This window comes from Nitrobacter hamburgensis X14, assembly GCF_000013885.1.
Taxonomy (GTDB): domain Bacteria; phylum Pseudomonadota; class Alphaproteobacteria; order Rhizobiales; family Xanthobacteraceae; genus Nitrobacter; species Nitrobacter hamburgensis.
On the sequence record NC_007960.1, the window covers coordinates 108,692 to 123,679 of the forward strand.

Annotated in this window: 10 protein-coding genes and 2 pseudogenes; 10 read left to right on the forward strand and 2 right to left on the reverse strand. The window is 63.2% G+C overall.

Going from position 1 to position 14,988, the window contains the following annotated elements; genetic code table 11:
• Positions 1 to 3,564, forward strand: coding sequence for a DEAD/DEAH box helicase (locus NHAM_RS22765; RefSeq protein WP_011505099.1), 3,564 nt, complete (start codon positions 1 to 3; stop codon positions 3,562 to 3,564).
• 312 nt (positions 3,565 to 3,876) lie between these two features.
• Here the strand turns inward: NHAM_RS22765 and NHAM_RS22770 are convergent, their stop codons facing one another.
• Entirely contained in the window at positions 3,877 to 4,122 is a 246-nt protein-coding gene (locus NHAM_RS22770; RefSeq protein ID WP_011505098.1) for a hypothetical protein, read from the reverse strand.
• A 32-nt stretch (positions 4,123 to 4,154) separates the two neighbouring features.
• Positions 4,155 to 4,778, reverse strand: coding sequence for an acyl-homoserine-lactone synthase (locus NHAM_RS22775; RefSeq protein WP_011505097.1), 624 nt, complete (start codon positions 4,776 to 4,778; stop codon positions 4,155 to 4,157).
• A 192-nt stretch (positions 4,779 to 4,970) separates the two neighbouring features.
• On the opposite strand from NHAM_RS22775, the pseudogene NHAM_RS22780 reads away from it, so the two are divergent.
• The 9 genes and pseudogenes from NHAM_RS22780 to NHAM_RS22825 form a co-directional block, all read left to right on the forward strand.
• Positions 4,971 to 5,225, forward strand: a pseudogene (locus NHAM_RS22780) (arsenical resistance protein ArsH); the annotation flags it as partial.
• A 657-nt stretch (positions 5,226 to 5,882) separates the two neighbouring features.
• A complete protein-coding gene (locus tag NHAM_RS27820; protein WP_011505095.1) occupies positions 5,883 to 6,059 on the forward strand; it encodes a hypothetical protein in 177 nt (58 codons plus the stop codon).
• 206 nt (positions 6,060 to 6,265) lie between these two features.
• A complete protein-coding gene (locus NHAM_RS22795) occupies positions 6,266 to 7,192 on the forward strand; it encodes a DUF3991 and toprim domain-containing protein (protein WP_011505094.1) in 927 nt (308 codons plus the stop codon).
• A 132-nt stretch (positions 7,193 to 7,324) separates the two neighbouring features.
• On the forward strand, positions 7,325 to 7,738 hold the full coding sequence (locus NHAM_RS22800; RefSeq protein ID WP_011505093.1) for a hypothetical protein: 414 nt from the start codon (positions 7,325 to 7,327) through the stop codon (positions 7,736 to 7,738).
• On the forward strand, positions 7,735 to 7,998 hold the full coding sequence (locus tag NHAM_RS22805) for a hypothetical protein (RefSeq protein ID WP_011505092.1): 264 nt from the start codon (positions 7,735 to 7,737) through the stop codon (positions 7,996 to 7,998). Before NHAM_RS22800 ends, NHAM_RS22805 begins: the two co-directional genes overlap by 4 nt.
• Positions 7,999 to 8,241: 243 nt before the next feature.
• Positions 8,242 to 8,548 (forward strand): annotated as a pseudogene (locus tag NHAM_RS25950) (DUF4326 domain-containing protein).
• Positions 8,549 to 8,776: 228 nt separating this feature from the next.
• A complete protein-coding gene (locus tag NHAM_RS22815; RefSeq protein ID WP_011505090.1) occupies positions 8,777 to 9,382 on the forward strand; it encodes a DUF1419 domain-containing protein in 606 nt (201 codons plus the stop codon).
• 16 nt (positions 9,383 to 9,398) lie between these two features.
• On the forward strand, positions 9,399 to 9,593 hold the full coding sequence (locus NHAM_RS22820) for a hypothetical protein (RefSeq protein WP_011505089.1): 195 nt from the start codon (positions 9,399 to 9,401) through the stop codon (positions 9,591 to 9,593).
• A 103-nt stretch (positions 9,594 to 9,696) separates the two neighbouring features.
• Positions 9,697 to 14,808, forward strand: coding sequence for a helicase-related protein (locus NHAM_RS22825; protein ID WP_011505088.1), 5,112 nt, complete (start codon positions 9,697 to 9,699; stop codon positions 14,806 to 14,808).
• The last annotated feature ends 180 nt before the right edge of the window (positions 14,809 to 14,988 follow it).

Below are 14,988 nucleotides of genomic sequence, written 5' to 3' on the forward strand. Positions count from 1 at the left end.
ATGGCAAACGCAGCTACTATCGCCATCGCCCGCGAAATTCGAGAGAACTTGGCAGGCCAAGCCCTAACGGCGCGCCAAGCCAAACTCTACAGCCAACGGTTACGCCGCGACATGGGCCGTGATGATTTAGCGAGTTTCGGAGCGGGAGACATCGCCGGTTATCTCGAAGAAGCGATGTTGCTACTGGAAAGCGGCTGGTTTGAGCGAAGCGCGGACATTACCTCGCCTTGGCGCACCTCGATCAAGCGTGCGGCAGAGATCATCGAATGGCTTTCGCAATCCCGGCTAAAGCCGCCGGGCGCTCCGCTACATCTGTTGGCTGCCGCAGCCTATCAATTGGCCGATTATCCGGCGATGGCGCTGGGACATTTACGGCGACTACCGGAGGGGGAGCCGCTCTCAGAGCTGCTCCGCCAGTTCGTTCGCGCAGATTTCCCGGGCGCGTTCCAGGCGGCGCAGACGTTCTGGAACAATTATCGTGGGTTGCGGGCCGAAGGCCGCATCGATCCTAATGACCTCGAAGTCGCGGCAGTCCAACATACAGTCATGTGTGTCGGGACGATCTGCGCGTTTCTTAGAACGGGCGGGGATGTCCCCGTCGAGCGCGCGGTGATCAAGCTGGAAGCGCTCGCCCTAGGATTCCTGCATAGTCGCGATTCCTATTCCTACCTGCTGGCGCGGTTGACGGCGGCTAGCGCAAGGCGGTTTATCGAAACCTGCCTTTGGCCGCAGATCGATCGGCTCCGCCTTACGTCCAGCGGCCCGGCCGGCAATGCTCTAATCCAGTTTGCGCGCTCGGCCTTTGCCAACAAGCGAGCACTCGTCTGGCCTGCGCAGGCGGCTGGCATCGCGAAGCTGCGCGACAACAGTTCGTTTGTACTGTGTACGCCAACCGGCTCAGGGAAAACCACGGTCGCCACCCTTGGCGCGGTACAAGGCCTGTTCGCCGATCCCCCGGTCGGAGGCGCTGCTGGAAATCTCGTACTTTACCTCGTTCCATCCCGCGCGCTCGCGGCGGAGGTGGAGAGCCGCCTCGCCGAGGATCTTCGTGGGATTGCAGCGGAGCCGGTTGTGGTTACGGGCCTGTATGGAGGTGTCGATTGGGGGCCGACCGACGCCTGGATCCAAACCGATCAGCCGACCGTGGTCATATGCACGTTTGAGAAAGCCGATGCGCTCCTGCGCTATTTGGGCGTTCTGTTCCTCAGCAGGGTTCGCACGGTCATCATTGATGAAGCCCATATGGTGGAGCAGGATGAGGCCCGGCTGACTGGGCTGGGGGACGGGACATCGCGCGCCTTCCGGCTTGAGCAGCTCGGCACACGCCTGATGCGCGCGCGGGAGGAGCACGACTTCCGCATTGTCGCGCTGTCGGCGGTCGCGGCACGGGCAGCGCCAGCCTTGGCCCGCTGGGTCTCCGACGCGCCGGACGCCATTCCCACAAGCTCATCCTATCGCAGCACACGGCAGATGCTGGGGCGTCTTGAAGTACGCCCAGCCGGCCAGTTCTCGATCCGTTACAGCCTGATGGATGGTCATTCGCTGAAGTTTGACGACGAACGGCGGGATGACTCGCCGTTCGTACCCGATCCATTCCCGGCTGTTCCGGGGGGTATAAATCCGCAAGATGGACCCGAGGTACGGATGCGCGCGCCCACGCTGTGGGCGGCGCTCAACCTGGCCGCAAAACGGCCGGACGGCTCATTGCCTTCGGTCCTCATTTCGTTGACACAGAATATCGACACCTTTGCCGCGACGTGCGCCGATCTCTTGGACAAATGGCAGGACACCGCACTTCCAGATTATTGGGCGATTGAGGAGGACAACGAGGTTTGGGCGCGCTGTCTGGCGACTGCGATCGACTATTTTACAGCGGATTCAGTCGAATACCGACTGCTAGCGCGCGGCATCGTGGTGCATCACGGCAAGATGCCGGGCCTCCTCGCCCGGCGGCTGAAGACTGTTATTGATCGCGGTTATGTTCGAGTCATCATCGCCACTTCGACCCTTTCGGAAGGGGTAAACATTCCGGTCAATTTCCTGCTTATCCCAAGCGTCTTCAGAAGTAATGCCGAGTTGCCGTTGCAGGAATTCAGCAATCTGATCGGCCGGGCGGGACGGCCCGGTGTCGCAACAGAAGGCAGTGCGCTCGTTGTCCTGCCCGAACGCACTTACGAGAACCGGTTCCGGCGGATCGTGCCGACCTATAACCGACAGTGGAACGGATACGAAAGCTTGGTTGCCCAGCTTGAGGCTGCGACCGCGGCAGTAGGCGATCTCATCCCGGACGATCAGGCATCAAGCCCGCTTGGCCATCTGCTGCGCGAATTAGAGCATGCATGGAAAGCGTTAGTGGGAGGCGGGACCGAGACCGAATTTACCGCTTGGCTTGAGCAAACGGCCGTCACTGAGCAGGCTGCATACCCGCCGTCCAGCCATGATTATCTCGATTCACTGGACGCATTTTTGATCGCGGCGATCCAGGAGGTCGAGGAGCTCAGGGGTATCGAACTCGACCCTGCCCAGCTTGAGGCGGAGTTGGCTAAGATTTGGCGACGTACCTATGCGCATGCTGCTTCGCATGGTGAGGCGCATCTGGCGACGATCTGGCTGGCCCGCGGTAGAGCCGTAAAGACCCAGTATCCCGATGCCGATCAGCGGCGACGCTTATATAAGACGAGCCTGACGCCCCGATCTGCAAAGCTATTGCTGGACCGCGCGGAGGCAATTCGCGTGAAGCTATCGGAGGGCCGCGATTATGCGAGATGGACTACCGAAGAGCAGTTCGCCTTCATCCGCGATGTGTTGTCATTTTTATCGGAAATTCCGGTTTTTGCGATAGAAACAAAACTCGGCAGAAAGAAAAAGTTCGATGATTGGCCTATGTTGCTTCGTTGGTGGCTAGCCAAGCCGACGCTAGTGCGACAACCCCGCCCGAACGAGGTCACGAATTGGTATGCCTTTGTGGCGAACAACTTCATTTATCGCGGAACTTGGGGACTCGGTAGTGTCATCGGCCTATTGCTGGATACGACCGAGGACGGACAGCCCATTCGCGCGCTGGAAATAACCGACTGGCCCATGAGCGGTTTGCCGTGGATCGGCTTCTGGCTGAAAGAGCTTATCAGCTGGGGTACACTCGATCCGGTGGCTGCTTTTCTCCTCGCGCGTGGCGATGCCGTTGATCGTCCGCAGGCTGAGCTTGATGCGAAGACCTATTACGAAAGCCGTCCGGAGGGCGAGGATGCCAACGCTGTTCTCGACCCTCGGACGATCCGTGCATGGGTGGAAGCTAGGCAGCCCGCACGCGCAGCGCGGATAGGCACAACGACGATAGCGATTAAAGTGGAATGCGTTCGTCCCGTCGAGGCGTATCGGCAGCAACGACTAGTCGTATTGCCGCTTGTGGAGGCGGACGCGATTGTTTGGCTTGACCCCGCCGGTTATGAGGTGGCGCGAAGCGTAAAGCCAGGCGATTGGCCCGAGAAACCCGCCCTGCTCCAGTTTGAGCTTCTGGTGGCTGTATCCTCCGTCATCGGCGAGCCGTATCTGCCCCACCGTTGATCCTCCGCCATCAGAGCAATGAGTTTAGCTGCACAAATCCTTGAGGACCGCCAAGGCATCGGCTGACTTTGAAACTACCGCGCAAGCATATTTCCGGTCCAATGCGGTGTGGCCGCCGCATATCAGGGGTGCGGAGTGTCTATATCTCCGACATTGTATGCGCGGCAGTGCGATGTCCGCTTTCAGAACTGCCAGTCAAAGGCCCAATGACGGACTTGAGGCGCAAAGCTGGCGTCACCGTTTGGCAGCACAACCTCAATCCGAAGCAGTCCTTGCCATCTGCGTCCTCGATTAAGTCCCCGCCATTCGCGCTTAGTTTATCTCCGTCGGATCCCGGACGATGAAATCGGAGAAGGCGTGCAGCTGTTCCTCGGTCGCATCACAAAGGCCGCCACCCCTATAATGTGCGTGCACGAGGGCCCAAAAGACGACCTCGTCGGACCGCCCGGCAAAAAGCGCCTTCTGTAGCGTGCGGCTGATTAGCGTCACTGCGCGAGCGTGGTCGTAGCGTGTGTGGAGTTCGTCGGCGACGATCTTCGTATGTGCAGTGTGGATCAACGGGCGGGCCTCCTCTCACGTTGAGGTATCGCTCACGCAGCCGTAGGCAACATGGCATCGGGCAAAACGCGATCGTCACAGCCGCGCGCCTGCCGGATTGCGGCGAGCGTCTCGCGGTTGAAAGACATGCGCAGGGCGACCGCCTCGTCGCGGCCGACGCGTTTGGGAAAACCCAGCGTGCGCACGAAGAAGCGCAGCTGCATCGCGATCACCATAAGCCGCCAGTCGATGGCGACCGTCACCGTGTCGACCTTGTTCACCATCCCCCACTCGACGACACCCAGTGCCAGTTCGAGGAAGGGCGCGTCGCCGTGCGGCCGCATCTCGCGGCGTCCTGGCGCGACGCTGAAGCGCGTCCACTCGTACACACGTGGACCGCGCGGCGGCCGATGCCGGCATAGGTCCGTCAACACGTCGCTAAGTAAATGCGGCCGTGTCGTCGGCAGCAGCCGTTGGTACCCGACGATGTCGTCGCCGCGCAGGCAAATGTGGTGGATGGCATGCGCGTCATCAAAGCGGTCGCGTTCGCGCCCATCGGGCTGACGCAGGTCCTCCCAGCCCTTTTCGTCAACGAATACCGTGTGGCGGAAACGGAAAGCCCGGTCCATCAGCGCCGCATGGCGACTGATGTCCGAGCCGGGGATGACCATCAGCATCGCAAACTCCTCGGCTTATCGGAGAAGCCGAGTTGGCCACGCTGAGCCCGGTCACGGTATGGTCATAAAAGACCATTGCATGACGTTATACAGCCGTCACCGCCGGCTCCATCGCATGAATGCGTTTCAGAGAGGTGGTGCGCGTCTTGCGTGCGATGTTTCGCGGCTCAGTCGGCCGCAACGAATGCAGACGGGACACTCGGCCGCTGGATGCGCATGGTGACAATCCCCAACCAGTCTTCCGTCGCGAAGGCTTACGAGGAGTTCGACGAGGCGGGACGGATGAAGCCGTCCTCCTATTACGACCGAGTGGTCGACGTGATGGAGGAACTGTTCAAGTTCACACTGCTGACCCGCGACCTCTCTTCCTATCTCACCAACCGCTACAGTGAACGCAAGGAAGCGGCTGACAAGCTATCCGAGCGCGTGAAGCTGGCAGCGATCTGACCGGCATGGCTATTTCGATGATCGTGGGGATTCCGAACTCGATCGCCTGCATCAGGCCCACAGGATGTGCTGCTCAAAATCATTGGACATGTTCGAGAGAGGAATTGGGCGTCACCCCTGCGGGGTCGGGCTGGCGGCTGCGCTGAAGCCCTTCAAGCGGGTCATCCCCCTCGCGGGCTGCCATCCCTGACGCAAGAGCTTCGAGCCTGCCAACGGCGACGACGGTTGATCCGATCTGATCCGGTCGGTCGCCAACCACGTCGGGACGGTCATCTTCGGTGCGTGCCAGCGCGGCGCCCGCCAACAGAGCTTCGCAGTTTCCATTTCGTACAGCCGGTTCGAACGCGTTGATGAGCGGCCTTCTCCAACCCTTGGCGAAGAGACAACCATTGTTCATGCCTGTCGATCAGGGCGGCATGGACCCGCAGAGCAGAGATGTTCGGTTCTGCAATCCGTGCTTCCGGGAAAGGACCGGCCCCGCTCTCGAATAGGCTTTCCTTGGTTCAGGCGCGGCCTTCCACGATCAACCCGCAAGGGGTTCGCTACGCAAGCGTGCGACCTCTTCAGCTGTGCCTGCGAGGTGACCGCGGCCGCCCCTGAACACGTCGGCGCCTGTCGAGCGGGGGATGGTCCCCGCCCCAAGACGGGAGCCTCACGATGTCGCACAATCTCGCCCTCGCACAGAATCACGCCTTCGATCTGGCCCGCACGCTGATGGTGCCGGTCGTTCTCTTCCAGGTTGATAACGAATTCGGCGTCATGGTTTCCAGTGAATACGACGGCGAAGAGGATGCCATCGTGCATGAATACGATCCGTGGTGCCCGGCTCATTGAGCCGGGTGACCGGTGCCGCTGGCGCCGTGCCGGTCGCAAGGGAAGCTTCGCCGCGGCCGGAGTCCGACATGTTGGACGGCTTGTCAGCGCGCCCTTGCATCCGGCAGGCTTCGCGGCCGGTCGGTCCCGTTCCCGAACATGAGGAACAAGAAGAGCCAACCGAAGAAAGGGCCGGGTCGCGCGCTGAGCGCGCTCGGTGCGGAGATATGGAAAAGAAGGACATTGAAGAGCTGCGCGCCAAAGTGGCCTGCGCGGCCGTACTCGAAAAGGATGGTTGGAAAATCGACCTGAAGGAGAGCACGCGCCGCGCACTCAAATATCGGCGCGATGCCAACATCATCATCGTCATCCACGAGGGGCGCGGCTGGTTCGATCCGCTGTCGCCCGCCAAAGGGGATGTCTTCGACCTCGTCGAACATCTTGGCGCCAGCGGATTCCCTGAAGCCTGCGATCGCGTCGCCGCTCTTGTCGGCTTCGTTCCAAGCTCGCCGGTGTGGACACGCGTGTCCAGACCCCCGGCGCTCACGTCCGTCGCCGACCGTTGGGCGTGCCGGACAGTCCCGAGGCCCGGTTCGGCGACCTGGCGCTATCTCGCCGATCTGCGCTGTATCCCTGACACCATTATCGCGGCAGCGGTGGTTCAAGGTCGACTGCGCGAGGGTCCGCAGGGCAGCATGTGGGCGGCGCACGATGACCTCGCCGGCCGCGTCATCGGCTGGGAAGAGCGTGGCCCGCGGTGGCGCGGGTTCGCCACCGACGGGACCAAGGAGCTGTTTCGCTTTGGGCCAATCGGCGCCCAGCGAATCTGCATCACCGAAGCCGCGATCGATGCCCTGAGCCTCGCTGCGATCGAGGTCCTGCGCGACGACACACTTTATGTCAGCACCGGAGGCGGCTGGTCTCCGGCGACCGATGAGGCCATCCGCGGCTTGGCCGGCCGCGTGAACACCCGGCTTGTTGCCGCGACCGACAACAATCGGCAGGGCGACGTTTACGCCGATCGGATTCGCGCCATCGCGGCGGAAGCGACCGCGCTTTACGCACGATCGCGTCCCCGCGCCGGTGACTGGAATGAGGATCTGAAGGTTCTGGTCATGCGACTGGAGATAGAGCCTGTCGCAGCCAGCGGGTAAGGTCGCCGATGCCGCCTGCCGGTCGGCGCGTCAAGGGAAGCTTCGCCCGCTTGAGCAGCGGCCCTTGACCCGCGGCGCCGGAGAGTCGGCCGCCCCAGGGTGTTCGCAACACCTAAAGGGAAGGACCAACCGATGGCTCTCAGGACCATTGAAACCACCTATCGCCTGCCGGTTTTCCGGCACAAGACCTACGAGGCCGAGACGCTGGCGCAAGCCTGCCGGCTCGCGATCGAGGATGACAACTGGGACGATGAAAAGCGGGACTATGAGTCCGCAGGCGAAGTCTATGTGACGGGAATCTGGTCTGGCCCAGACGCGGCCTATAGCGGCGCCTCCCAATCGATCCCCTCGCACTACACCGAGACGCACCAGCGGATCGTGCAGCATTTCGAGGTGCTGCTCGGTCTCGTCAAGGTTCTGGCGAAGCAGGACCAGGAATCGCCCGATCCCAACTTCTGGCGCGAACCCGCCCAGCCCGCGATCGCCAAGGCCGAGGCGATCCTCGCAGGCGCACGCGATCCCGACATCGTCGGAGACGCGCCATGACGGGATATATCGTGAAGATCGGCTTCTGGCTGCGGGCCTACCATAGCGTCAGCATCGAGGCTGAGTCCGACGCGGAGGCGATCGAAAAGGCCAAGGCCGCCGCCAAGAGCGCGATGGACTCGACCGCGCAGCCCGAGCACATCGATGTCGACGAACGACGCGAAGGCATCATTGCGTTCATCGACCGGATCACGCCCGGTGGCAGAGAGGTGGTGATCGAGGACGTCGCGTTCGACGATGATCGGATCCACCCCGCCTGAATCCGAGCTTGCATCGTCGCATCGCCGGGCCCCGCGCGCTTTAGCCAACAGCGTCGACACGCCGCCGTTCAAAACCCTGCCTCACCATCGGCATCCTGGCCGCCGAGCGTCGGACATCCGCTGGACGCAGCGCATTGCCAGTCAACGGGCAAGCCGTTCCCGCATCCAATCTGATGCGTGACAGGCAAAGCCTGGCTGCATCCGACCGCGTCCCCGACGCAACGAGGTCAGGAGCGAAAGGCGATGTGCAGGGTTCTCAACGAGCATCACGCGGGCGTGCCGGCGGGCGCCGTCTATATTGGCCGCGGCTCGAAATGGGGCAATCCGTTCCGGATTGGCCCTGATGGCGACCGGGCGGCCGTCATCGCAAAACACGAGCGCTGGCTCGCCGATCAGCACGACCTCTTGCGCGCGCTCGACGAGCTTCGCGGTCGCGACCTCGTCTGCTTTCGCGCCGCGCGCGTGCCACGGCGATCTCCTGCTTCGTCTCGCAAATGCGTCGAGCGAAGAACGGATCGCGTGGTGGCGCGGCGTGACGGCCGCTGCGTGAACGCCAGGGGGCGGGCCTTTCATGAAATAGGGAAAGAACGAAGGAACATGAAATCGCTGCCGCATGCCCGGCCGACGCGTCAAGGGTGCGCTGCGCCCGCGTGCCGCGGCCCTTGACCCGCCGGACCGGAGAGGCGGCCGCCGGAGAGGTGTGACGAAGGACTGAAGTGATGAGGAGATCAGGCGGATCGCTCGCGCTTCGGCCCGGCCAGGCTGAAAGGAGCCGCCGATGCACACCTCACCCACCATCCGCAAGATCTTCGAAGGCGTCGCCACGCGTCCCGACATGTATCGCATGTTCAACCGCCATCGCGGCGATCCGGCGGTGGCCGAAGGCGATGCCCAGCACCTCTTCGCCGGCGAGTGGTTCGAAATCGCCGAGCGCGAGCATGACTACATGCTCGAGATCCTGCCGCCGCTGTGGATGCGCACCGACATGTTCGCGATGCGCGAATTCATGACCGGCAATGTCACGAGCGTCTTCTTCGCGCTCTGGATCGACGGCCGCAAGCGCTTCTTCCACGGCTATTGCGATCTTTCCGATCGCCGATCGCCTGAGTGCATGAAGCAGGTGATCGTCGATCGCGAGTGCCGGCCGATCCGCGCCATGACGCGCGAAGAGCGCCTCGAGCATATCTGGTCGAGCACCCATGATGATTATCGCGGCTACGCCAGTGAACGCTGGGCGGTGCATCTGCGCGGCAAGCGCACGGTGCTCCTTTATGGCGGCCCGCTGGGCACGGTGCTGAAGCTGCTCGGAGACCTGACCGAGGCGGAGATTTCGGCGAAACTGCCAGTACATCTGCGCCACCTGCCCGACGCGGTCGCCGCCTGAGCAAGGGAGCAGTCCCATGCAGGGAGCCTACGACCGTCTTCGCGTCCATGTCTTCGCGTCATGGCGCGATGTCGTGCGGGCCGCGAACACCCGCATCGCCAGGAAACATCGCCGCGGCGCGGCGATGAGAGAAGCGCGCAAGCGCTTCTATCGCGAAATGCTTGGTTGCCACCAAAGGCACCAGGAACTCGTCCTCACCTTCCGGCTCTGAGCGCGCTCAGACCCCCTCTCCCCTCATCGCGAGCCTCGTCATCAGCCCGCTGTTCCCGACGGCAGGACGACGTCGCGCGCCCGAACAGCAGGACTTCATCGTCATGACGCAGAAAGACCCATTCACGCTTGATCTCTTCAACAACACCTCCCTGTCGTCGGGCCTCGGTCTCGGCGTCACGGCGTTTGCGACGTCCGTTGAAGGTGAAGACCCGGATCGCGATCCGTCTTCACCATCCTCGCCCGCCATCTCTCCTATGACAGTCGTTCAGTCGGAAACCGCGCGTGTCGCAGGCGAGAACTTCTATCTCGCCGATAGCCGGGGCCTGGCGGCCTCCTGGCGCGACCGCGCGCGCGACAATCTGGTCGCTATCCGTCTCGCAGCGGACCTCGAAGCCGAACAACACCCGGCCACGTCCGACGAGCAGGCGCAACTCATCCGTTTCACAGGCTTCGGCGCTTCGGAGCTCGCCAACGGCGTGTTTCGCCGCCCCGGCGAGGATGGATTCCGCAAAGGCTGGGAAGTGATTGGGCAACAGCTCGTGGAGCTTGTCGGCACGGCCGACTACGCCTCTCTCGCCCGTTGCACCCAGTATGCTCACTTCACGCCGGAATATATCGCTCGTGCTGTGTGGGCGGGCGCTTTGCGCCTCGGCTTTCGCGGCGGCCGGGTTCTCGAGCCCGGCATCGGAACGGGTTTGTTTCCTGCGCTGATGCCGAAGGCACTTCGCGACGTCAGCCATGTCACCGGCGTCGAGCTCGATCCGATCACAACGCGGATCGCCAAGTTGTTGCAGCCGCGTGCGATGATCGTGAACGAGGACTTCGCACGCAGCAGCCTGAAGCAGCATTTCGATCTCGCGATCGGCAATCCGCCCTTCTCCGATCGCACCGTGCGCAGCGACCGCGCGTTCCGCTCGCTTGGCCTGCGGCTCCACGACTACTTCATCGTAAAGGCCATCGACCGGCTGAAACCCGGCGGCATCGCCGCGTTCGTGACATCGCACGGCACGTTGGACAAAGCCGACGCCACGGCGCGAGAGCAGATCGCGGCGATGGCCGATCTCCTCGGTGCGATTCGCCTGCCCGAAGCCAGCTTCCGCGCCGACGCAGGCACCGACGTCGTCGTCGATATCCTGTTTTTCCGAAAGCGCCGGAATGGGGAGACCGTTGCGAACGACGCGTGGCTCGACCTGTCCGAGGTCCGCGCGGCAACGGAGGACGAGGGCGCAATCCGGGTCAATCGGTATTTTGCCGAACGTCCCGACATGGTCCTCGGTGAGCATGCGCTGCGGCGCGGCGTCTACGGGCCCGACGAGACTTATACCTGTCTATCGCGCGTGGGGAGCGATCTCGAGACCGCGCTCACCGCCGCCGTCCTCCAGCTTCCGGAAGCAGTCTACGACGGCGAGCCGGAGGCGGTCCGTTCCGATCACGCCGAGCCGTCCGCCGCCACGGGCCGCGAACCGCAGGCCTCTGCCGTTCGCGAGGGCAGCTATTTCGTCGGAACGAATGGCGCCCTCATGCAGGTAGTCGACGGCGTGGCGGTGACCATCACGGTCAGAAAGGGCCGTTCGACCGATGGCATCTTCGAGAAACACGCCCGCATCATTCGCAAGCTCATCCCGATCCGCGACGCCGTTCGTGAAATCCTCAAATGCCAGGAGACCGATCAGCCCTGGAAGCAGGCGCAGGTGCGTTTAAGGATCGCCTGGTCGAGCTTCGTGCGCAACTTCGGGCCGATCAACACCACGGTCGTTTCGTCGACCGAGGACGACGAGACCGGCGAGGTGCGCGAGACGCACCGGCGACCGAACCTCGCTCCCTTCACGGACGATCCCGACTGCTGGCTCGTTGCGTCGATCGAGGATTACGACCTCGAAACCGACACCGCAAAGCCGGGGCCTATCTTCACCGAGCGGGTTATCGCTCCGCCCCCTGCGCCGATCATCACTTCGGCAATCGACGCCCTGGCCGTCGTGCTCAACGAGCGTGGTGCCGTCGATCCCGACCACGTCGCTGAGCTCCTCCATCGCGAAAGCGACGACGTAATCGCCGAACTCGGCGACGCGATCTTTCGCGACCCTGAGACCGGTGCCTGGCAGACCGCGGACGCCTATCTCTCCGGCGCGGTGCGCTCGAAGCTTGTGGCCGCGCAGGCAGCCGCCAAACTCGATCCGATCTTTGCGCGCAACGCCGCCGCATTGGAACGCGTCCAGCCCGCGGACCTCAAGCCGTCCGACATCACCGCGCGTCTCGGCGCTCCATGGATTCCGGCCACCGACATCATCGCCTTCGTCAAGGAGACGATGGAAGCCGACATCACCATCCACCACACGCCCGAGCTCGCGTGCTGGACGGTGAACGCCCGACAGTTGTCGTGGACGGCGGCGGGGACCACGGAATGGGGCACGCATCGTCGCCACGCCGCCGAGCTTCTCTCGGACGCCCTCAACTCGTCCGTCCCGCAGATCTTCGACATCGTGAAGGATGGCGACAGCGAGCGGCGCATTCTCAACACGGTCGACACCGAGGCAGCGAAGGAGAAGCTCCAGAAGATCAAGACCGCGTTCCAAGGCTGGATCTGGGCCGACCCCGACCGTACCGACCGGCTGGCCCGGCTCTATAACGACACGTTCAACAACATCGTGCCCCGTCATTTCGACGGATCGCATCTCCAGCTTCCGGGCGCCTCTGGCGCTTTTTCTCTTTATGGGCACCAGAAGCGCGTCATCTGGCGCATCATTGCCTCGGGCGCGACCTACGTCGCCCATGCCGTCGGCGCCGGCAAGACCCTCTCGATCGCGGCCGCGATCATGGAGCAGCGCCGGCTCGGCCTGATCAACAAGGCGATGCTCGTCGTGCCGGGCCATTGTTTGGCGCAGGCAGCTCGCGAATTTCTCGCGCTCTACCCGAACGCCCGCATCCTCGTCGCTGACGAGACGAACTTCGTGAAGGAGAAGCGCCATCGTTTCCTGTCGCGGGCCGCGACCGCGAATTGGGACGCGATCATCATCACCCATTCCGCTTTCAAGTTCATCCCCGTCCCGTCCGTCTTCGAGCAGCAGATACTGCAGGACGAACTCGAGGCCTATGAGGAACTGCTGACGCGGATCGATTCGCAGGATCGGCTATCGCGCAAGCGCGTCGAGCGCATGAAGGAGGGCCACAAGGAACGGCTCGAGGCGCTGGCTTCGCGCAAGGACGACCTCCTGACCATCTCGGAGATCGGTGTCGACCAGATCATCGTCGACGAGGCGCAGGAATTCCGCAAGCTCTCGTTCGCCACGAATATGACGTCGTTGCGTGGCGTCGACCCGAACGGCTCGCAGCGCGCGTGGGACCTCTACGTCAAATCGCGCTTCATCGATATGAAGAATCCCGGCCGGGCGCTCGTGCTCGCCTCCGGCACGCCGATCACCAACACACTCGGCGAAATGTTTACAGTGCAGCGGTTGATGGATCGCGCGGCGCTCGAGGTGCGCGGCCTGCACGAATTCGATGCGTGGGCGTCCACCTTCGGCGATACCTCGACCGAACTCGAGCTGCAGCCGTCGGGCAAGTACCGCCCGGTCACGCGCTTCGCGCAATTCGTCAACGTGCCGGAACTCATCGCCATGTTCCGCTCCTTCGCGGACGTGGTGCTGCCGGATGACTTGCGCGCATTCGTCAAGGTGCCGACGATTGCCAGCGGCAAGCGGCAGATCATCACGGCCCAGCCGACGGCGGCCTTCAAGGCCTATCAGCGACTCCTCGACGAGCGTATCACCGCGATCGAGGAGCGCGACCGCGCGCCAGAGCCAGGCGACGACATCCTGCTCTCCGTCATCACCGACGGCCGCCACGCGGCGATCGACCTGCGTCTCGTCGACTCGACGCAGGACAACGAAGAGGGCAACAAGCTCAACGCCCTCATCGCCAACGCGTTCCGGGTCTGGCAGGAGACTGGCCACCACACCTTCCGGCTCAAGGACGGCCAGCCCTTCGAGAAACCCGGCGCGGGCCAACTCATCTTTTCCGACCTTGGCACGATCTCGGTCGAAGCCTCGCGCGGCTTCTCGGCCTACCGCTGGATCCGCAACGAGCTCGTGCGGCTCGGTGTGCCAGCGCCCGAGATCGCCTACATGCAGGACCACAAGAAGTCCGAGGCGAAGCAGCGCCTGTTCAACGACTTCAACGCCGGCAAGGTGCGCATTCTACTCGGCTCGTCCGATACGATGGGCACCGGCGTCAACGTGCAGCTCCGTCTCAAGGCGTTGCATCATCTCGACGTTCCGTGGCTTCCGTCGCAAATCGAGCAGCGCGAGGGCCGGATCGTGCGCCAGGGCAATCAGCACGACGAGGTCGACGTCTTTGCTTATGCGACGCTCGGCTCGCTCGACGCCACCATGTGGCAAAACAACGAGCGGAAGGCTCGATTCATAGCCGCCGCGCTGTCGGGCGACACCAGCGTGCGCCGGCTAGAGGACCTCGGCGAGGGACAGGCCAACCAGTTCGCCATGGCCAAGGCGATCGCATCCGGCGATCCGCGCCTCATGCAGAAGGCGGGACTCGAAGCCGAGATCGCCCGTCTCGAGCGGCTGCGCGCCGCCCATATCGACGATCAGCACGCCATTCGTCGACAGATTCGCGACGCCGGGCGTGAGATCGAACTTGCTACGCGCCGGATCGGCGAAGTCGGGCAGGACATCGAGAGGTTCATTCCGACCGCCGGCGATACCTTTGCCATGTCGGTCAAGGGCCAGCATTTCGCCGAGCGCAAGCTCGCGGGTCGCGCTGTGATGCAGGAGGTCCTGACACTCGTGCAGCTCCAGCACGACGGCGACATCGCAATCGCATCGATCGGCGGGTTCGAACTCAGGTTCGAGGGGCAACGCCTCGGCCACGACGGTTACACCTACACCACCATGCTTCAGCGAACAGGAGCGGTCTTCGAGATTGAGCTTTCAATGACGGTGTCACCCCTGGGCGCGGTTGCGAGGCTGGAGCATGCGCTCTCAAACTTCCACGGCGAGCAGGAGACCTACCGTCGTCGTCTGCTCGACGCACAAAAACGGCGCGCGACGTTTTCCGCTCGGGTCGGTGAAGCTTTCGCCTTTGACGCTGAACTTGGCCTCAAGCGCGAGGCGTTGGTCGCGCTCGAGGCAGATCTCGCCGCGAGCGGCGCCGAAGGGGAAAAGGAAAAGCCGGGAGTGGCAAAACGCATCGCCGCATGAGGGGTTGAACAAGCCTTTCGCAGAGCGATCGGCGTGGCGCCGCTGACGCTCAACCGACCGCCTCGCGATCCCGGCCACGGCGCGCTCGCAGGGCGCTGAAGCACCCCGCTCCCGCCTGCCGGGCAGGGATGCTCGCCGGCAGTTGCGCCGCCCCGCCCGCCCTGCGGGCTGGAGGGGGTC